Here is a 19,639-nt window from a genome sequence, read left to right as displayed (position 1 = left end):
CTCCTTATTAAAAGACCCAAGAAACCTAGTCTTCTTGGGTCTTTAATTATGCTCGTCATAGGCTTTTATTATTTTTTGTACGAGTGGATGACGAACAACATCGGTTTGTTCTAAAAATACAAACGAGATCCCTGAAACGTTTTTTAATATTTCTTTAATTACACTAAGCCCTGATTTGATTCCTTTCGGGAGATCAACCTGGGTAATATCGCCGGTTATTACCATTTTAGATCCAAATCCCAGTCGGGTTAAAAACATTTTCATTTGTTCAGGAGTTGTATTTTGTGCCTCGTCTAAAATTACAAAAGAATCATCTAAAGTACGACCACGCATATATGCTAAAGGCGCTATTTCAATCGTACCTCTCTCAATTAAACGAGCCACCTGATCTGCTCCTAGGACATCGTTTAGTGCATCATAGAGTGGACGTAGATATGGATCAACTTTTTCTTTTAGATCACCAGGTAAAAAACCTAAACTTTCTCCAGCTTCAACAGCTGGGCGTGTCAATATGATTCTTTTAACTGAACCTGCTTTTAAAGCTGCCACCGCCATCACGACAGCAAGGTATGTCTTACCTGTTCCGGCTGGTCCTATCCCAAAAACTAAATCATGTGTCTTAATAGCAGTCACATATTGGCGTTGTCCTAGCGTTTTAACTCGAATGGATTTACCCTTAGTATTTTTAGTAATTTCTTGTTCGTATAATTCTTCGAATTGATCGAGCATATCTCTTTTTCCGAGATCAATAGCATAAATGACATCTCTTTCTGAGATATTTGCACCCTTACGGATCACTTTTAGTAGAGTGAATAATACACCTTCTGCAAGCTGAAGTACTTCAGGATCTCCAGATATACTTACGGATTCGCCTCTAGTAACAATAGAGAGTTGAAGCTTTTCTTCGATCATTTTTAAATTCCGATCTTCAGTTCCAAATAAGGATAATGCTTCATTTGGATTTTGTAATTGGATATTGATCGTTTTTAAGTTTTCTTGCATTCTTTAGTCTCCTTGAATAATGGGTTGTGGTGATGCAATATCTTCAATAACCTGATAATGAATTGTTAATTTTACTTTACCATTCTCTTCTACTTGGTGCAAAACATTTTCACCCTTAATAATTGCTTCATCACCTAATTTTGCTCTCAACTCTTTACGGCCAATTTCCTTTCCAACCGAAACGGCTGTCTCTAAATCATATTTCCGAATATGTTCGGTTTCCTCTCTTACTATTTGTTGGTTATAAATCACTGGAAGTTGCCACTTTAGGAATTTCAATTGATGGTCACGTATCTCTGTCTCATATTGATTAAAACTAACCTTACCAAAGCCCCATACCGGGATACTATAACCCAGTATATTTAGATAATGTTTAGTTTTACTTTCTCCTGTATATACACTAAATACAGTTTCAAGCGGGACTACTACTTGAGACTTGTACCATATTTCGCCAAAAACCTTCCCTTTTGATGGAACTATTTCCGTCTTACCCTCTTTTCCAATAATTCCAGAAACTAAGATTTGTCCTTCCTTTACGAAGTCATTGATCTTAATTATTGGCTGTCCTTGTTCAACAAAATAATCATAGATAACTGCTTTTTTCTTTGCAATCAAATGCCGTGGACTTAATAATTCCGGTTCTTCAGCAACCTTCTTCTCAACAACCTCTAGATTATAGGTTGTACCAGTCAAACGAACACCAACCCAAGTAACAGATGACACCTTTTCAGTTAGTTGCATTTGAATGTCGTCAGTGTTTGGTAGGAAAAACAGAAACTTTCCTCGCTTTATTCCCATTTCCGTTAATTCTTGTCTGAGTTCATATTCAATTTCAGGGTTTGCCCCTGTAACATTAATATTCCATACTATGTTGGATAATATGAACATAATTAAAAAAGCAAATATAAGACCAATTACAAATCCACTGTTTTTTATCATCCTTTTAATAAAAAATGGAAAGCCTTCTCTACCGATAAATTCTAATTTACAATCGCTTTTCCGAATTATCTTCCTTAGTTTATGTACTTCCTCTAATGGTAAATAGCCGATGACTGTGTTTGTCCCTTGCTTTTTAATATTCCATATTATAACATCTTCCCTGGCACATTGGTTTAAGAAAGGTTCAATCAAGATACCGGTAACTTTTATTTTAACGTAACCTGAAAAATATTTAGTCCATTGATTCTTCATTATATTACTCCTTCCTATTTGCCCGGTTCGTCCAAGTAAATTACCTGATCAATTTTTCCTTCTAATAATATTTCTTCAGGTAGCATTGTTTTTAAGACAAATTGATTACCTTTTATTAATAGCTGTCCTTGTTTCAAAAGTAATCGTAATTCTTGGTCAGAAAACTTTAACAGCCCACGATGATTTTCGATATATATATGTATTTGTCCTATCATTGTAATTCGCGGAAGATCCATCATAACATCAGCAGGAAGTTCCATTTTTTGAGTCATCCATCTTTTCATTTGTTGTCTAATTTTTTTCATAAAGAACCCCCCTTTCATCTCATGTTTATGAACAGAATTTTAATTTTAGACATTAAAAAACGAATAAAAATAGACCTTCAAATAAGAAGGTCTATTTTTATGAAAACATTTAGATAAGTATGAATCCCTCTTCATCTAAACGATTTCTAGCTATACTACTTTTACATATTTACAACATCATTTGAAATTCGGAATTTATAAGCGAATAAGTTTGCTACTAATGCTCCTAAAGTTAAATTTATAATCATGTTTACAACAGAAGGAACTGCAGCTACAGAGCTGACATGCTGCATAGCAAGTGTTGCTGATAAGGCCGTATTACAAATACCAGTATGAAAAAGAATAGCTCTACAGTTTTCTTCACGAAGACGAATAAGTTTAGCTAATCCGTAACCAGCCACCATCGGGACAGATACTTGGAAAAATACAGCAAAAAACAATATTGGTAAAAGCTCAAGATTATTAGCTAAAGATTGCTGTGCACTAGAGACAACCGACAAAACAACAACAAGTAATGCGATCGTCGAGACAAAGGATGTATAAGGACGAACAACATCTACCTTTTCCTTCCATTTCCATTGAATAAATAAGCCTGCAAATATAGGAAGCAACACAACATAAATTATATTTAAGAATAAAGGCAAAAATGCAACTTCAATAAATTGGCCAGCAAAAGTTTGGACAAGCGTAGGTGTTAGTACAGGTGCGATGATTGTATCAAGTGTTGCCATAGTAATACTTAAAGCAACTTCTCCACCAGCAATAAATGCATAAAGATTAGCTGATGTTCCACTTGATACGGTCCCTGCCATAATTATACCTGTTGCAACTTCCGGAACATTTGAGAAGAAGACATATGCAATAAAAATGGATATCCCAACTGTTATAGTCCATTTTATTAATACTCCAATAAGTGCATCCTTTGGATGTTTCAAAACATAAACTAAGCTTTCTGTTGATAACGCCATCCCCATCAATAAAAAGATAATGCTTAGCGCCGGCGCTGTAAACCCTTGAATCCCCCTAAACAAATGTGGAGCAATAAAAGCAACAATCGACATCAGTAATATCCATAGAGGTAAATATTTTGATATAACTCCTACAATAGCTTGAAACAGTTTCAACTAAATTCCTCCAACTATTACTTAATCATTTACATCTTTAACAGATTTGGCAGCCATACAGATACAGCAGGCACATAAGTTACAATAATAAGCACAATTATGGCTGCGATAATAAATGGGAGTGTACCTATCGATATTTCTTTTAAAGAAATTTTTGCTATTCCACTTGCAACATATAAATTTACACCGACTGGTGGTGTAAATAATCCAATGGCTAAGTTAATCGTCATAAACACACCAAATACTGTTGGATCGATTCCTAGCTCTAAAATTACAGGTAATAGTATCGGCACAAATAAGTAAAACGCAGAGATGGCATCAATAAATGCTCCTGCAATTAATAGGATAATATTGATTACTAGTAAAATAATAATTGAATTATCCGAAATATTTAGCAATGAATTGGAGATATCCGTTGCAATCTGCTCTTTCGTAATAATGTAGGCAAATACAGATGCCGAACTTACTATAAACATGACTACTGCTGTTTGGACACCAGATGAGACGATAATATCAATCATATGCTTTAACTTTAATTCTTTGTATATGAAAATACCTACAAATAAACCATAAAATACTGCAACAACAGCTGCTTCTGTTGGTGTAAATACCCCACCATATATACCACCTAATATAATAACAGGTATTAATAGGCCCCAGAACGCATCAATAAAAGCTTTAAAAATTTCTCGTGGTGTTGCTTTTTGCTGGAGCTGAATTTCCGAATCTATCGTAATCGCAGCTTGATTGTTGACTTTTGATTTCTTTTCATAACGATTCTTAATAAAAATAGCTGCTACTAAAAAACCAAGCCCCATAAGCAGCCCTGGAACAATTCCCGCTACAAATAATCGTCCAATTGAAACTGGAATTTGATCACCAGCAACTACAGCAAAAACAATAAAGGCAATACTAGGAGGAATAACGATCCCTATAGAGCCCGAACTTGCTAATAAACCAGCAGCAGATGGGGCAGAATAACCATTTTTCAATAGCGCTGGGATTAAGATTCCTCCTAACGCTGCAACAGTTGCAGGTCCTGAACCTGAAATTGCAGCGAAGAAAATTGCTGTAAACACCGTTACCATCGCAATCCCGCTTTTTCGATGACCAACACATACATTAGCAAAGTGAATTAACCTTTTTGAAATCCCAGCTTGTTCCATAATAACACCAGCTAGGATAAAAAAAGGAATTGCCAGTAACGTAAACTTTGCTACACTTGCATACATAATATCGGTTACCATCGATAATGATGCAAAGCCATCAAAAATGAAAATAGTAACAGTAGCTGCGGTTAATAAAGAAATTCCAATAGGTAAATTAATTAATAAAAGAATAATTAGTAATGAAAATAAAGTTATAGCTATCATACTTGTTGCCTTCTTTCATTGAGTATTTCCTTTGCTTCTGCAATCGTTGCCTCAATTACTCGGAAGAGGCAAAAAAGACTACCCACCGGTAAAGCAAGTGAAAAAACCCATTGTGGCCAACCAAGTGACGCTGTTGTTTGATTTAACATCATCTGAAATTGGATCATATCATAACCGAAATAAGTAACAGTAACAAAGATTGCAGTTGAAATAATTCCTAGTACCACACTAAATATAATTCTTATATTGGGAGCCATACTTTCAAAGAGAAGGTTGAATCCTAAATGTGATTTTTCCCTAATGCCAACTGAAGTTCCCATCATAACTAATAGTACAAATAAATTTATTGTGATTTCTTCAGTAAACGAAAATGAACTATTTAAAAAATAACGGGAAATCACGTTTACAAAAGCAAGAATGGACATGATTGAAAAACTAATTACAAGAATACTATGTTCTATTTTTCCAAGAATTGTGCTAATAATATGCAAAAGAAATCACCTCAGTAGCCTAATTGAGAATGAGGCAGATAGATTATCTACCTGCCTTCACTTTTTTTAATATATGGAAACCCTCTACAAAATTTGTAGAGCATTTAGTTCAAATGGGTATGTCCCACCTGATTTGACAAAGTAATAAGTTAATTAGTTGCTTGGACGAAACGCATTAAGTAAATCAGTTCCCCAAACAGACTCATATTTCTCATAAACTGGTTCAACAGCTGCTTTAAATGCTGCCATTTCTTCTTCAGTTGGTGTATAGAATTCCATACCAGCTGCTTTTAGCTCTTCAATTTGTTTTGCTTCAGCTTCACGAGTAAGTTGTTTTTGATACTCGTTGGCAACTACTGCTGCTTCCTGAATTACTTTTTGGTCATCCGGGTGCATTGAATCAAATAACTTTTTATTCATACCTAGCACAAGCGGATCATACGAATAGTTCGATATTGTAATGTAATTTTGAACTTCATTTAATTTTGAAGAATGAATAACATCAATTGGGTTTTCTTGTCCGTCAATTGTTCCCTGCTGAAGGGCAGTAAACACTTCAGAAAACGCCATTGTTGTTGGATCTGCACCTAGTGCTGAGAACAAATCGATATACATTTTAATACCAGGAATACGCATCTTCAGACCTTCCATATCTTCTGGAGATTGGATTGGACGTACGCTATTCGTCATTTGTCGGAAGCCATTTTCACCATATCCTAATGGTTGAACACCTTTTTCTAGAAGTAGATTATTAAGTGCCTCTCCACCTGCGCCCGCTAATGATGCATCTGCTTCTTCAAGATTTTTATACAGGAATGGTGCACTTACAATTCCAAAACGCTCATCAATTATCGAATAAATAATAGTTGAGTGATAAGAAAGGTCTGTTGTTCCTTTAATTAACATTTCAACACCTTTACCTTGGTCTCCACCTGATAATTGCTCATTTGGAAATACTTCGATATTAATTCTGCCATCTGTTTTTTCTGAAACTATCTCAGCAAACTTTCTTGCACCTTGTGCCCATGCACTAGTATCAGACGTTGTTGTCGACATTTTTAAATCATATGTTTCAGTTGCCCCTTCACTGCTTTCACCTTCATTAGATTCGCTACCTGCAGAATCAGATGTTTGGTTACTTGATGAGCATGCAACAAGTGTAAATGCAAGCACGCTAACAAGTAAAAATGATAACCACTTTTTTAGTTTCATGATAAATCCCCCTTTTAAATATATAAATCTATAATTCTCTTTTTTACATTAAGAGTAATTATTTAGAAAAACACGTTATTAGCCATTAGGCAAATGACGTTGTTGTCTTTTTTATACTTTCCTCCTGAATATCATATTGATTTTTTTGATAGTATAAAAAAGTTTGACGCTTAACATTTTATAGAAAATTCTATCTATTATTACTCCATTAGTCAAGATAAAATATTTTTCGATATAATATTTAAAAATAATGGGGCATTTTGGTTAAATTATTGTGAATCCCAAAGCACTTACAAAAAAAAAGGACCAAAGCAGGATATACTTTAGTCCTTTTGATAATAACCCGTAATTGTATGTTTCTTTCTAGCACGGGGTTGACTTAATATTTGTGACCATACGAATCCATTAACTACATTCTTTCTGTTTAAGGTCTGTTTCATATGACCAGCGGGTAATTGTGAACGTTTTTCTTTCGGTTTATCACTTTTTCCACTACCTGTATCCATGTCAAAAACTTGGTTATTACTTTTCTGAATCCTTTTTAACTGTTCAAAATAGGGATTAACAGTTTCCTCATTTTTAACTGAAGAGTTAGCCCCCTCCAGCTCCGTTGATGCAGTATCAACCGGCTTTAAGCTGCGGGCAGGTTCAGTTTCATTAATCTCGAATGGGTTAGGAATATTCAGCGGCCCTGTTGGCAAAGACCTTCTTCTATCGTTTGTATTTTCTTTATTTTGATTAGCACGCTTAAACATACTAAATAGCCCGCTAATTAATAGGAATAGAAAAAACAAGTTACCCAATATAAAATCAATAATGTTTTGAAGTCCCATTATTAATATTCATCCTCTTCTTTTGGATCGGTTATCTTCCCAATCGAACCTCTCATATCTGTATCAGCTGAAATGTTTTGAATGTTCATATAATCCATAACACCGATATTTCCTGTCCGTAAAGCTTCTGCCATCGCTAACGGTACTTCTGCTTCAGCTTCTACAACCTTCGCTTTCATTTCTTGTACTTTTGCTTTCATTTCCTGTTCTTGTGCAACAGCCATTGCTCGTCGTTCCTCTGCCTTAGCTTGTGCAATCTTCTTATCTGCTTCAGCTTGGTCTGTTTGTAACTCAGCACCGATGTTTTTGCCGATATCAATATCTGCAATATCGATCGATAATATTTCAAAAGCTGTACCAGAATCAAGCCCCTTAGCTAAAACAGTTTGTGAAATTAGGTCGGGGTTTTCAAGTACCTTCTTATGATCAATTTGGGAACCAATCGTACTTACAATCCCCTCGCCAACACGTGCAATAACAGTTTCTTCCCCGGCACCACCGACAAGGCGGTCAATATTAGCTCGAACTGTAATTCTCGCTTTCGCTTTTACTTCAATACCATCCATTGCGACACCCGATATAAATGGTGTTTCTATTACCTTAGGGTTTACACTCATTTGCACAGCTTCAAGAACATCGCGCCCTGCAAGGTCAATCGCAGCACCACGTTCAAAACTCAGTTCAATATTTGCACGATGTGCAGCGATTAATGCATTTACAACCCGGTCTACATTTCCTCCTGCTAAATAATGACTCTCAAGCTGGTTCGTACTTAAATTTAAACCTGCTTTTACAGCTTTAATTAAAGGATTAATAACACGACTAGGAATAACGCGACGTAATCGCATTCCAATCAATGTAAAAATACTAACTCGAACACCTGCTGCAAGCGCTGAAATCCAAAGCATCACTGGTACGAATGTAAATAATATAGCTAATGCAATGATGATTAAACCTATCATTAAAAGTAATGCTACTGTACCACCTGTTATCATTAAATTTCCTCCTTGTTATCATGTACTATTTCTCGAACAATAACTCGAGATCCTTCAGCCTTTACTATTTTAACCACCTTACCATTTTCGACAAAACCGCCCTCTGTTACAACATCGATTCTTTCATCATTAAACAGAGCAGTTCCTGAGGGACGTAATGGTGTTACTGTTTTCCCTTCTAACCCTACTAGTTCAGCTCTAGTTAGATTGGATATATAACCTTTTTCACTGCTTGTTGAATCAGAGAGGATAATATGCCTAAATATACCTTTTTCATAACCAAACACTTTAAATAAAATCACTGAGCCAATTATCGTAACCAGGATCGCAATTAAAATAGAAAAAATCATATAGCCAATATTATCTGTAGCTAGTATTAAGCTCGTAACAACCGCTCCTACTCCAAATAGGCCCATAATTCCACCCGGTACAAACAACTCTAGAATGATAAGCAGGACTCCAATAACCAACAAGATAATAGATTCCATTCCTGCTAAGCCCGCGACCATATGTCCATAAAAAAATAATATTAAGGCAGATGCCCCCATTATTCCTGGAACACCAAATCCCGGTGTATATAGTTCCATCACCAACCCTAAACTCCCTATTGATAATAGAATTGGAATTACAACAGGATTTGTAATAAAGCGGGCAAGCTTTTCTGCAAAACTAATCTCCATTTGTTTAATGGCTGCCCCTTCTAGATTTAAGTGTTTCAGCAATTCAGCTCTTGTATTAACAATCGCATCAGCGTATCCCACTTCAATAGCCTGTTCTGCTGTCAATGTCAGTAACTCACCTTTACCAGCGCCAAACTCTGGCAAATCAACAGTATCATCTGCCATCGCTAATGCATATTTTGGGTCACGACCATTCAATTCTGCAGCCGCTCTCATCTCTGCAAACCAGAAAGATTCAGCTTTTTTTCCAGCTGTATTCCCTTCAAGATCAATGATTGCAGCTGAACCCATTGTGGAATGAGGTACCATTACAATATTATCTGCATTTAATGCTAAGTAGGCACCAGCTGATAACGCTTTTTTATTAATAAAGGCTGTTGTTGGAATATCTGTTTCCCGAAGATGTTTCGCTATATCTGTAGCTGCATCAACAGCTCCTCCAGGTGTATCCATCTCAAACACTATATGACTGGCACCTACTTTTTCAGCTTCTTCTATCGAGCGATTTAAGAAAGCGCCTAATCCTTGTTCAACAGTCTTCTCTACCGGAACAAAATATACTATTTGATTTGTACTTGCTTGAGCAGGGGCCATTATCAAAATGAAATACATAATTGCAATATAAAAGAAAGAGCGTCTGATATATAACATATTTACTTCTCGTCTATTAGCCACGTGGCTTGACCTCCCTCCTATTTATAGTTTATCTCTTTCCTATAATTACTAATACGAATTATTATTGAAAAGGTTTCATTAATTAATATTTCTATATTGGATTTCGAATATAAGTTAATGGAGAAACAAGGATTAACTTATGAACATCTGCTTTTTTTCTTGATTATCCGTAAAGACGCTTATGTATTTTTTTATTATCAATAAGAAAAGCGAAAGTCAATTGTCAGCCATGACCGGAAAATATTCTTTCCACGGAAATGAGGTGGTTTTTCTCATTAGCCCGGGAAAGGTATTTTTCCCGAAGGTCAATCGACTGGAGCTAGACAAGTGCATACAAAATTATACTTTCTTATTCAATAAAAAACGGCACCATATTGGTGCCGCTATTTAATCATATATTATGATAGGTTTTTTAATACTAAACGATTTACCATAGAGCCATCCGCTTTGCCTTTTACTTTTGGCATGATAGCTCCCATTACTTTACCCATATCAGCTTTTGAGCTTGCATCCACTTCAGCTATAGTTTGCTTAATAATGTCTTCAAGCTCTTCCTCAGAAAGCTGTGTAGGCATGTAATTCATTAAGATTTCAATTTCATCTTTAAGTTTATCAGCTAGATCATCTCGACCTGCATTATTGAACTCTAGGAGGGAGTCTTTGCGTTGTTTTAACTCGCGATTAAGAACAGTAAGCTCTTGTTCTTCAGATAAATCATTGCCAAGCTTAATTGCTTCGTTCTGAAGAGAGGCTTTTACCATTCGGATAACAGAAAGTTTATCTTTTTGTTTATCTCTCATCGCTTGTTTCATGTCTGTAGTAAGACGCTCAAGAAGACTCATAATAACACCCTCTCTTAGAATTTACGCTTTCTTGCAGCCTCTGATTTTTTCTTACGCTTTACACTAGGTTTCTCATAAAATTCACGCTTTCTTGCTTCAGAAAGTGTTCCATTTTTAGAAACGGATCTTTTGAATCGACGAAGAGCATCCTCAAGTGATTCATTTTTACGAACGCGAGTCGTTGACATAACTATTTCCCTCCCTCCGAAAAACCGCTAACAAAAGACATGCCATATACACAATACTTTCTACTAGTCATCAAGCATTATGTTTTTAAGTTCTCTCTTATAAAGATTAAAAAATAAGCCGAAAGACATGTCTTTTGCAATTATATAATATGAATAATAGTTTTTCAACTAATTCTTAAAAAAACACAAAATTTATATTGTCTTATGATTTACCTGTTTCTCTTAATACCAAAAATATTGTCGAAATTTATGAGTCATGCTTATCGTCACTTGTCCATAAAATAGTCAGTAAGGTAGGTGATTAACGATGACCCAAATAATTACTCTATTTGCAGTGTTTATTGCTATTTTTTTATTTGGCATGACAGTAATGAGAATTGGACTATATAACTTATCCCATAAAAAACTACAAACTGTTTTACTAAGGATGACTGATACACCTTTTAAAGGGTTGATAGTCGGAACAGTCATTACTGCAATTCTACAAAGTAGCTCAGCGGTTATGATTATAACAATTGGACTCATTGCTTCAAAGCTTATTAACTTTAAGCAATCGATAGGAATCATACTTGGAACAAATATCGGAACAACCTTAACTACTGAATTCTTAACGTTTGAACTTTATTATTCAATTGTTCCATTGCTAGTAATCGGAGCTATTCTTCTATTAACAAACCATGTTGTTTCATTTAGCACTGGTGCTGTTCTATTCGGCTTAGGATGCTTATTTGTAGCAATGAATGGCTTTGAAAACCTAGCAGAACCACTTGCAACTATACCCGCTGTTCATGCATCAATCGAGCTCTCAAATCAGAACGGTTTGATTGGAATTGGATTAGGCACATTGCTAACAGCGATTATTCAATCGAGCACTGCAACAACAGGTATTATTATGGGATTTATGAGCGAAAACTTAGTAACATTAGCATCTGGAATTGCAATAATACTTGGTGCTAATATTGGAACATGCGTAACTGCTTTTATAGCGAGTATTGGTTCAGACCTTGAAGCTAAACTAGCTGCATATGCACATATTTGGTTAAACATATTTGGGGTTATGTTATTCTTCCCATTTATTACGTTTCTAGAACAGCTAGCGATGACTGTCGCATCTCTTCCAGCAGTCCAACTTGCACATATTAGTGTTATATTTAATGTCCTATCTTCCATTATAGCTCTACCACTTGCCGGTTTACTCGCTACGTTTATTGTCCGTTTACACGGTAAACATGCCTAATCGCTTATAGTATATGTAGGAATGCTGTTATAATTTATATTTTTCAATCCATTTAATGTAAATTAAGACTATGAAATGAGATCACTAGTCTTAATTTACATTAATAACTACTGTTAGAACTTTCGCCATTAACAATTGCTACTCCTGAGCTAGCTCCTATTCTAGTTGCTCCAGCATCTATCATTTCAATTGCGCCTTGACGATCACGAACTCCACCTGACGCTTTTACTCCGATTTCAGGACCAACAGTGTTACGCATTAATTTTATATCCGCAACGGTAGCGCCACCAGATGAGAAGCCTGTAGACGTTTTTACAAAATCAGCTCCAGCTTTAACAGCTAGCTGACAAGCCCTGACTTTCTCTTCTTCTGTTAATAAACTAGTTTCAATAATTACCTTAACAAGTGCTTTCCCACTTGCAGCTTTAACAACTCCTCGAATATCATTTTCAACTAATTTATCATCCTTATCCTTTAATGCTCCAATGTTTATAACCATATCTACTTCTGTCGCACCTTTTTCAATTGCATCCTTCGTTTCAAACGCCTTTGTAGAAGTTGTACTTGTTCCTAAAGGGAAACCAATGACAGTACATACTTTAACTTCAGTACCAGATAAACGATCAGCCGCTAATTCAACCCAGGTGGGATTCACACAAACTGATGCAAATTGATATTCTTTAGCTTCATCACATAACTTTTCTATTTGATCTTTTTTAGTATCAGGCTTTAAAGCCGTATGATCTATCATTTTGGCAATATTATCGGTCATTTCCCATACCCCTTTCCAAATCATGGTATTAATGTAATTGTACCATTATTATTTTCTAAACACGACTAATTATTACGGAATTATAAATCATAACTATAATAAAACTATTTTTCTATTCCGTACCGTAACTAAATAGTTTTTATCAATATAATAAAGCCTTAAAAACGGGATCAAAAAAAAACAGCAAGGCCTAGGCCTCGCTGTTAGCTAATCTTTACATCCTCATCAATTAAATTACTAGAAACTACACGTACAAATTTACCTTCGTTATATGGGTAGCCAGCTTTAGTAATCTTAACCTTAATGATCTCACCGATCATATCTTCTGAACCTGCAAAGACTACTTTAAGATAGTTGTCAGTATAACCAACATAAAGATTGTTCTCATTTACACCCTCGTTAAATTGTTCTTCCGGTATGACCTCAAGAACTTCATCTTCATATTGTGATGCATATTCACTAGCAAGTTGATTAGAAAGTTCAATCAAGCTATGAACCCTTTTATTCTTAATTTCTTCATCCACTTGATCTTCCATTCTTGCTGCTGGAGTACCCGTTCTTTTGGAATATGGAAAAACATGTAACTCAGAAAACTTATTATCTTTAATAAAATTATATGTTTCTAAGAACTCCTCTTCAGTTTCCCCAGGAAATCCAACGATTACATCAGACGTAATTGCAAGCCCTGGTAAAGCTTTCTTTAATCTCTCTAATCGTTCTGCAAAGAATTCTGTTGTATATTTACGACGCATACGCTTAAGCACAGAATTAGAACCTGATTGAAGTGGAATGTGCAAATGACGAACTATTTTATCCGACTGATCGAGCACTTCTATCACTTCATCTGTGATCTGACTAGCTTCGATCGATGATATACGAATTCGCTTTAAACCAACCACTTTTCTGTCCAAATCTCTTAACAACATAGCGAAATTGTAATCTTTTAAATCTTCACCATATCCACCGGTATGAATACCAGTTAAAACAATCTCTTTATAGCCAGCATCTACAAGCTGTTGAGCTTGCTTTACAACCTCTTCTGGATCTCTAGAGCGCAATAACCCTCTTGCCCACGGAATTATACAAAATGTACAGAAATTATTACAACCTTCCTGTATTTTCAATGATGCACGTGTACGATCAGTGAAAGCAGGAACATCTAGTTCCTCAAAAACTCTAGCTTTCATGATGTTACCAACACCATTGATCGGTTGACGATCTTTTTCATACTGCTGAATAAATTGAAGGAGCTTTGTACGATCTTGTGTTCCTACTACTATATCAACGCCAGGAATATCCAAAATCTCAGCAGGTGATGTTTGGGCATAACACCCTGTAACACAAACGACTGCGTCAGGATTTTTTCTTATTGCACGACGAATGATTTGTCTACTTTTCTTGTCACCTGTATTTGTGACAGTACATGTATTAATAATATAAACGTCAGCGGTTTTTTCAAAGTCTATACGTTCATAGTTCGCTTCTTTAAAAAGCTGCCAAATTGCTTCTGTTTCATAATGGTTCACTTTACATCCTAAAGTATGAAAAGCCACTGATGGCATATCTATCACTCCAATAATTCAGTTTGGTAAGAAACAGCTGATAAAACATACATTGGGGCTGTTTCTGTTCTTAATATTCTAGGGCCAAAGCCGCAAGATATAAATTGGTTTTGCATTAAAAGTTCAACTTCATTAGATGTTAGTCCACCTTCAGGACCGATTACAACAAGCAATGAATCACCTTTTTTTAATGATGTTAGCACACTTGCTAGTTGGCGGAATTCCCCTCGTTTAGCATCTTCCTCAAAGGCCACAATTTTCTGCGTAAAGTTGTATGAAATTTTAATCAACGATTTAAAATCTATCGGCGATAATATCGTTGGTATTTTATTTCGATAAGATTGTTCAGCAGCTTCTTTTGCAATTTTCTCCAAGCGCTCGACTTTTTTTCTTCCCTTTTTTTCATCCCACTTTACTATAGAGCGAGATGCAAAAAAAGGCAGAAAACTGCTTGCACCTAACTCTGTTCCTTTTTGAACAATAACTTCAAGTTTATCACCTTTAGGTAATCCTTGAGCTATCGTAACACGGACTGGGAGTTCATGGTTCTCATTTACCCATTCTACAACAGAAACCAAAACAAAGTCATTAGTCATTTCTTGGATTTCACATTTCGCAACTCGCCCATCATTTGTACAGCAGACGATCCCATCATGTTGTTTCATTCGCATGACTCTAGAAATATGATGGGCATCTTCACCTACAATTTTAATTGTATCTTCCACGATTTGTTCTTGATCTATAAAGTATCGTTGCATGGAAACTCACCTACTTTTTACGCGCAATAATAGCAACCCAATCTTCCATTTGAAGTATTTCTTCAACATCAAAAGCAGCTTGAATTAATGAATCTTTTATTAAATCTTTTTTACTTTTTATGATGCCAGATGTAATAAACAAACCGCCTTGTTTTACCTTTGCGGCAGCATCATCTACAAAACGCAAGATAATTTCTGCCAAAAGGTTGGCTACAATAATATCAACCTGTCCTTCAATATTATTTAAAAGGTTATTCTGTTTAACCGTTACAACCTTTTGTGATTTGTTTAACTTAATATTTATCGCAGCACTTTTTACCGCTACTTCATCTAAATCGTATGCATCGACCTTCCCTGCTCCAAGTTTTTCAGCAGCAATACTTAATACACCTGAGCCCGTTCCGACATCGATTACATGCGCTCCTTTTGTTACTGCCTGTTCCAAAGCTCGTATGCACATAATTGTTGTTGGATGTGTACCAGTACCAAAGGCCATCCCGGGATCTAATTCAATAATAATTTCATCAGAATTCACCGGTTTATACTCTTCCCATGTTGGGACAATCGTAATCCGCTCTGATATTTTAACAGGATGATAATACTTCTTCCAAGCCGTAGCCCATTCTTCTTCATTTACTTCACTTAGTTGGACCGTATTATACCCTAAGTCAATTTCGTATTGAAGTAAATTGTTAATATTCTCTTTAATATTGTCAACCGTTTCACCTAAAAAACTAGTAACGGGTAGGTATGCTTTAATGACAACACCTTCTTCAGGGTAATCATCTGGATTCAGTTCATAAATCTCTCCAAATTTAACGTCCCATTCTTTAACAAGATCTGTCGGATCTTCAATTACAACTCCGCTAGCTCCTGCTTCATGGAGGATATACGAAATTGGCTCTATAGCTTCCTGTGTTGTGTGAATACTGATTTCAGACCATTTCATTTTATTAACACTCACTTTATAATTTAGTAAACATACAAAAAACTAAAAAGCTAACACTAAAAATCAGAGGTATCTCTGATTTTATAGTGTAAGCATATAAATTAGAGTTTTTTCCAAGTTTAACGCACCAACGTTAACCTTTAAAAGCCCGTTTTACTTTAGCAAAGAAACCTTCTTCTTGTTCTGTTGGTTCCGATCCACTTGATTCAGCTAGTTCACGAAGCAATTGTTTTTGATGAGTATTTAGGTTTGTTGGCGTTACAACACGAATCTTAATATGTTGGTCACCCTGACCATATCCTCGTACGTTTGGTACACCTTTACCCCTTAATCGGAAATTTGTACCTGTTTGCGTACCTGCTGGAACCTTTAATTTAACCTTTCCATGAAGAGTTGGTACCTCAATCTCATCACCCAACGCTGCCTGAGCAAATGTAATAGGCATTTCACAATATATGTCATCGCCGTCACGTTCAAAAAATTCGTGTGTTTTCACATGGAAGACCACAAACAAATCTCCTGGTGGTCCACCATTTAAGCCTGGTTCACCTTGACCAGAAACGCGCATTTGTTGACCTTCGTCAACACCAGCAGGGATTTTCACATGAATCTTTTTGCGTTTTTTCACTTTACCCTGTCCACCGCAAGTACTACACTTTTCTTTAATGAACTTTCCAGTTCCATTACAATGCGTACACACACGACGATTTACAATTCTTCCGAATGGTGTATTCTGCTCTACGTTAAGCTGACCAGAACCATGACAATGTGAACATGTCTCTGGTTTGGTACCTGGTTTTGCTCCACTTCCGTGACATGTATTACATTCTTCCTCTTTGGGAATTTCAAGATCTGTTTCCTTCCCAAAGGCTGCTTCCTTAAATTCCAAAGTCATCGTATATTGAAGGTCAGCACCTTGTCTTGGTGCATTTGGATCTCTTCTTCTACCTCCACCGCCAAAAAACATATCAAATATATCACCAAAGCCGCCAAAATCTGCACCATCAAAACCACCGAAACCACCCTGATTTGGATCAGTATGGCCAAAGCGATCATATTGTGCTCGTTTTTGCTCATCGCTTAAAACCTCATAGGCTTCAGTAATTTCTTTAAATTTCTCAGTAGCATCAGCTTCTTTGTTAACATCCGGATGATATTTTCTAGCAAGCTTTCGATATGCCTTTTTTATCTCATCTTTAGAGGCACCTTTCTCAACTCCGAGGACTTCATAATAGTCTCGTTTACTCATTAAATATCCACTCCCGATTTATTCACATAACGTATATATTATCACTACATACAGACTAGACGCAAGTTAGAAAAGCGCAAGCGCCTTGGTCAGCCCTGACAGGAAAGCACCGGGTTCACCGCTACGTTCTATGGCGTCGCCGAATTAGCGAATCCCGTGCGTCTTTGACCCCGAGGGGCTAGGCGCTCGAACTAGACAAGTACATAAAATATTATATACTTTCTTTATCTTTCAAAAAAAGGCCAAAGCCAAGACAGGCCTGACTTTGACCATCTTCTCACACTTTCATAGATTAGCGCTATCCTAGAAAGTTGTGTTTTATTTCTTTACTTCCTCATCGTCAACTTCAGTGAATTCTGCATCGACAACATTATCATCTTTAGCACCAGCTGCGTCTGCGCCAGCTCCCTGTGCAGCTTGTGCTTGTTGAGCAGCTTGCTCATAAAGCTTTACAGATAACTGTTGAACAATTTCTTGTAATGCGTCTTTTTTTGCACGCATTTCTTCTAAATCATTTTTCTCGATCGCTTGCTTTAAGGCATCCTTCGCTTCTTCAGCCTTTGCAATTTCAGCTGCATCAACTTTATCTCCTAGATCTTTCAATGTTTTCTCAGTTTGGAACACTAATTGATCAGATTCGTTTCGAAGTTCCGCTTCTTCTTTGCGTTTTTGGTCGGCATCTGCATTTGTTTCTGCTTCTTTAACCATTCTATCAATTTCTTCATCCGATAATGTGGTAGAAGATTGAATAGTGATAGATTGTTCTTTACCAGTACCTTTATCTGTTGCACGAACATTTACAATACCATTAGCATCAATATCAAATGATACTTCAATTTGTGGAATTCCACGAGGTGCCGGTGGAATATCAGTTAATTGGAATCGACCTAATGTTTTATTATCTGCTGCCATTGGACGTTCACCTTGAAGAACATGAATATCTACTGCAGTTTGATTGTCAGCAGCTGTTGAAAACACTTGTGACTTACTTGTTGGGATTGTAGTATTACGTTCAATTAACTTTGTAAACACGCCACCCATAGTTTCGATTCCTAGTGAAAGCGGAGTTACATCAAGTAAAACTACATCCTTTACATCCCCGGTAAGAACCCCACCTTGAACAGCGGCACCTAGAGCAACAACTTCATCTGGGTTTACACCTTTATGTGGATCTTTTCCAGTTTCTTTTTTAATCGCTTCTACTACAGCAGGAATACGAGTTGAACCTCCAACTAAGATAACTTTATCAATTTCACTCTTAGAAATACCAGCATCTTGAATTGCTTGGCGAACCGGTCCCATAGTACGATCAACTAGATGTGATGATAGTTCTTCAAACTTAGCACGTGTTAAGTTAAGCTCTAAATGCAATGGTCCTGATTCTCCAGCTGTAATAAATGGTAATGAAATTTGTGTAGAAGTTACCCCTGAAAGGTCTTTCTTTGCTTTTTCAGCAGCATCTTTTAAGCGTTGTAAAGCCATTTTGTCTTTAGATAAATCGATGCCGTTTTCTTTTTTGAATTCCGCTACAAGGTGATCGATTACTACTTGGTCGAAATCATCTCCACCAAGACGATTATCTCCAGCTGTTGATTTTACTTCAAAAATTCCGTCACCAAGTTCTAGAATTGATACGTCGAATGTTCCGCCGCCCAAGTCATAAACAAGAATTGTTTGATTTTCATCTTCTTTATCCAATCCATATGCTAATGCAGCTGCAGTCGGCTCGTTAATAATGCGTTCTACCTCTAATCCGGCAATTTTACCCGCATCTTTTGTAGCTTGACGTTCTGCATCGTTGAAGTATGCTGGCACTGTAATAACAGCTTTAGTTACCTTTTCTCCTAGGTATTCCTCAGCATATGACTTCAAGTGTTGCAAAATAATAGCTGAAATTTCTTGTGGTGTATATTGTTTTCCTTCAATTTCTTCTTTGTGTGTAGTACCCATATGACGCTTAATAGACTGAATAGTATTTGGGTTTGTAATTGATTGACGCTTTGCAACCTCACCTACTTGACGTTCACCATTCTTAAAAGCAACAACTGATGGTGTAGTACGATTTCCTTCCGGGTTTGGAATAACTTTCGGTTCTCCACCTTCCATTACTGCCACACACGAGTTTGTAGTTCCTAAGTCAATACCAATAATTTTACTCATAAAAAAGTCTCCTCCTATTTTTTTGTTTCATTTTTGTTTAG

Annotated in this window: 19 protein-coding genes; 1 reads left to right on the top strand and 18 read right to left on the bottom strand. The window is 36.3% G+C overall.

Features of this window, described 5'->3' with window-relative positions; translation table 11 throughout:
* Window positions 1-42: 42 nt before the first annotated feature.
* The 12 genes from C1724_RS04640 to rpsU all read right to left on the bottom strand — a co-directional run bounded on the left by C1724_RS04640 (window position 43) and on the right by rpsU (window position 10,911).
* The gene (locus tag C1724_RS04640; RefSeq protein WP_102345554.1) at window positions 43-1,002 is read right to left on the bottom strand and encodes a PhoH family protein; all 960 of its coding nucleotides are present in this window, start codon (window positions 1,000-1,002) and stop codon (window positions 43-45) included.
* Between the two features lie 3 nt (window positions 1,003-1,005).
* Window positions 1,006-2,193, bottom strand: coding sequence for a sporulation protein YqfD (yqfD, locus tag C1724_RS04635; RefSeq protein WP_102345553.1), 1,188 nt, complete (start codon window positions 2,191-2,193; stop codon window positions 1,006-1,008).
* 14 nt (window positions 2,194-2,207) lie between these two features.
* Window positions 2,208-2,498, bottom strand: a complete 291-nt coding sequence (gene yqfC / locus C1724_RS04630) for a sporulation protein YqfC (RefSeq protein ID WP_102345552.1) — start codon at window positions 2,496-2,498, stop codon at window positions 2,208-2,210.
* Window positions 2,499-2,659: 161 nt separating this feature from the next.
* Complete coding sequence (locus C1724_RS04625; protein WP_258000275.1) at window positions 2,660-3,622, bottom strand: bile acid:sodium symporter family protein; 963 nt, start codon at window positions 3,620-3,622, stop codon at window positions 2,660-2,662.
* A 29-nt stretch (window positions 3,623-3,651) separates the two neighbouring features.
* Window positions 3,652-4,995: a TRAP transporter large permease gene (locus tag C1724_RS04620; protein WP_102345551.1), complete on the bottom strand. Its 1,344-nt coding sequence runs from the start codon at window positions 4,993-4,995 to the stop codon at window positions 3,652-3,654.
* On the bottom strand, window positions 4,992-5,486 hold the full coding sequence (locus C1724_RS04615; RefSeq protein WP_258000274.1) for a TRAP transporter small permease: 495 nt from the start codon (window positions 5,484-5,486) through the stop codon (window positions 4,992-4,994). The genes C1724_RS04620 and C1724_RS04615 overlap by 4 nt, the downstream gene beginning before the upstream one ends.
* A gap of 153 nt (window positions 5,487-5,639) precedes the next feature.
* Window positions 5,640-6,698: a DctP family TRAP transporter solute-binding subunit gene (locus C1724_RS04610; protein ID WP_102345550.1), complete on the bottom strand. Its 1,059-nt coding sequence runs from the start codon at window positions 6,696-6,698 to the stop codon at window positions 5,640-5,642.
* Window positions 6,699-7,021: 323 nt separating this feature from the next.
* Window positions 7,022-7,531 (bottom strand): hypothetical protein, encoded by a 510-nt coding sequence (locus C1724_RS04605; protein ID WP_102345549.1) that lies wholly within the window; start codon window positions 7,529-7,531, stop codon window positions 7,022-7,024.
* 2 nt (window positions 7,532-7,533) lie between these two features.
* Window positions 7,534-8,526, bottom strand: a complete 993-nt coding sequence (gene floA, locus C1724_RS04600) for a flotillin-like protein FloA (protein ID WP_102345548.1) — start codon at window positions 8,524-8,526, stop codon at window positions 7,534-7,536.
* Window positions 8,526-9,857 carry an NfeD family protein gene (locus tag C1724_RS04595; protein ID WP_102346732.1) on the bottom strand — a complete coding sequence of 444 codons (1,332 nt, stop codon included), beginning with the start codon at window positions 9,855-9,857 and terminating at the stop codon, window positions 8,526-8,528. Before C1724_RS04595 ends, floA begins: the two co-directional genes overlap by 1 nt.
* 422 nt (window positions 9,858-10,279) lie before the next feature.
* Window positions 10,280-10,723 (bottom strand): GatB/YqeY domain-containing protein, encoded by a 444-nt coding sequence (locus tag C1724_RS04590; protein ID WP_102345547.1) that lies wholly within the window; start codon window positions 10,721-10,723, stop codon window positions 10,280-10,282.
* A 14-nt stretch (window positions 10,724-10,737) separates the two neighbouring features.
* Window positions 10,738-10,911 carry a 30S ribosomal protein S21 gene (gene rpsU, locus C1724_RS04585; RefSeq protein ID WP_102345546.1) on the bottom strand — a complete coding sequence of 58 codons (174 nt, stop codon included), beginning with the start codon at window positions 10,909-10,911 and terminating at the stop codon, window positions 10,738-10,740.
* Window positions 10,912-11,218: 307 nt separating this feature from the next.
* Between rpsU and C1724_RS04580 the strand changes: the two genes are divergently transcribed.
* Complete coding sequence (locus C1724_RS04580) at window positions 11,219-12,148, top strand: Na/Pi symporter (RefSeq protein ID WP_102345545.1); 930 nt, start codon at window positions 11,219-11,221, stop codon at window positions 12,146-12,148.
* A 100-nt stretch (window positions 12,149-12,248) separates the two neighbouring features.
* Here the strand turns inward: C1724_RS04580 and deoC are convergent, their stop codons facing one another.
* From deoC to dnaK, 6 genes are all read right to left on the bottom strand, one after another.
* Window positions 12,249-12,920, bottom strand: a complete 672-nt coding sequence (gene deoC / locus C1724_RS04575; RefSeq protein ID WP_102345544.1) for a deoxyribose-phosphate aldolase — start codon at window positions 12,918-12,920, stop codon at window positions 12,249-12,251.
* A 203-nt stretch (window positions 12,921-13,123) separates the two neighbouring features.
* Window positions 13,124-14,482: a tRNA (N(6)-L-threonylcarbamoyladenosine(37)-C(2))-methylthiotransferase MtaB gene (mtaB, locus tag C1724_RS04570; RefSeq protein ID WP_102345543.1), complete on the bottom strand. Its 1,359-nt coding sequence runs from the start codon at window positions 14,480-14,482 to the stop codon at window positions 13,124-13,126.
* A 5-nt stretch (window positions 14,483-14,487) separates the two neighbouring features.
* Complete coding sequence (locus C1724_RS04565) at window positions 14,488-15,240, bottom strand: 16S rRNA (uracil(1498)-N(3))-methyltransferase (protein WP_102345542.1); 753 nt, start codon at window positions 15,238-15,240, stop codon at window positions 14,488-14,490.
* 10 nt (window positions 15,241-15,250) lie between these two features.
* The gene (prmA, locus tag C1724_RS04560; protein WP_102345541.1) at window positions 15,251-16,189 is read right to left on the bottom strand and encodes a 50S ribosomal protein L11 methyltransferase; all 939 of its coding nucleotides are present in this window, start codon (window positions 16,187-16,189) and stop codon (window positions 15,251-15,253) included.
* A gap of 133 nt (window positions 16,190-16,322) precedes the next feature.
* The gene (dnaJ, locus tag C1724_RS04555; protein ID WP_102345540.1) at window positions 16,323-17,438 is read right to left on the bottom strand and encodes a molecular chaperone DnaJ; all 1,116 of its coding nucleotides are present in this window, start codon (window positions 17,436-17,438) and stop codon (window positions 16,323-16,325) included.
* Between the two features lie 318 nt (window positions 17,439-17,756).
* Complete coding sequence (gene dnaK, locus C1724_RS04550; RefSeq protein WP_102345539.1) at window positions 17,757-19,598, bottom strand: molecular chaperone DnaK; 1,842 nt, start codon at window positions 19,596-19,598, stop codon at window positions 17,757-17,759.
* Between the last annotated feature and the right edge of the window lie 41 nt (window positions 19,599-19,639).

It is taken from the genome of Bacillus sp. Marseille-P3661 (assembly GCF_900240995.1).
In the GTDB taxonomy this organism is placed as follows: Bacteria; Bacillota; Bacilli; order Bacillales; family Bacillaceae_J; genus OESV01.
The sequence above is the reverse complement of the archived record's forward strand: the minus strand, read 5'-3'. Positions and strand labels throughout refer to the sequence as shown.

Bases quoted from the DNA above. Each gene is read 5' to 3' on its own strand.
- C1724_RS04640 (WP_102345554.1), bottom strand. From the start codon at position 1,002: ATGCAAGAAAACTTAAAAACGATCAATATCCAATTACAAAATCCAAAT.
- yqfD (WP_102345553.1), bottom strand. From the start codon at position 2,193: ATGAAGAATCAATGGACTAAATATTTTTCAGGTTACGTTAAAATAAAA.
- yqfC (WP_102345552.1), bottom strand. From the start codon at position 2,498: ATGAAAAAAATTAGACAACAAATGAAAAGATGGATGACTCAAAAAATG.
- C1724_RS04620 (WP_102345551.1), bottom strand. From the start codon at position 4,995: ATGATAGCTATAACTTTATTTTCATTACTAATTATTCTTTTATTAATT.
- C1724_RS04610 (WP_102345550.1), bottom strand. From the start codon at position 6,698: ATGAAACTAAAAAAGTGGTTATCATTTTTACTTGTTAGCGTGCTTGCA.
- C1724_RS04605 (WP_102345549.1), bottom strand. From the start codon at position 7,531: ATGGGACTTCAAAACATTATTGATTTTATATTGGGTAACTTGTTTTTT.
- floA (WP_102345548.1), bottom strand. From the start codon at position 8,526: ATGATAACAGGTGGTACAGTAGCATTACTTTTAATGATAGGTTTAATC.
- C1724_RS04595 (WP_102346732.1), bottom strand. From the start codon at position 9,857: ATGTTATATATCAGACGCTCTTTCTTTTATATTGCAATTATGTATTTC.
- C1724_RS04590 (WP_102345547.1), bottom strand. From the start codon at position 10,723: ATGAGTCTTCTTGAGCGTCTTACTACAGACATGAAACAAGCGATGAGA.
- rpsU (WP_102345546.1), bottom strand. From the start codon at position 10,911: ATGTCAACGACTCGCGTTCGTAAAAATGAATCACTTGAGGATGCTCTT.
- C1724_RS04580 (WP_102345545.1), top strand. From the start codon at position 11,219: ATGACCCAAATAATTACTCTATTTGCAGTGTTTATTGCTATTTTTTTA.
- deoC (WP_102345544.1), bottom strand. From the start codon at position 12,920: ATGACCGATAATATTGCCAAAATGATAGATCATACGGCTTTAAAGCCT.
- mtaB (WP_102345543.1), bottom strand. From the start codon at position 14,482: ATGCCATCAGTGGCTTTTCATACTTTAGGATGTAAAGTGAACCATTAT.
- C1724_RS04565 (WP_102345542.1), bottom strand. From the start codon at position 15,240: ATGCAACGATACTTTATAGATCAAGAACAAATCGTGGAAGATACAATT.
- prmA (WP_102345541.1), bottom strand. From the start codon at position 16,189: ATGAAATGGTCTGAAATCAGTATTCACACAACACAGGAAGCTATAGAG.
- dnaJ (WP_102345540.1), bottom strand. From the start codon at position 17,438: ATGAGTAAACGAGACTATTATGAAGTCCTCGGAGTTGAGAAAGGTGCC.
- dnaK (WP_102345539.1), bottom strand. From the start codon at position 19,598: ATGAGTAAAATTATTGGTATTGACTTAGGAACTACAAACTCGTGTGTG.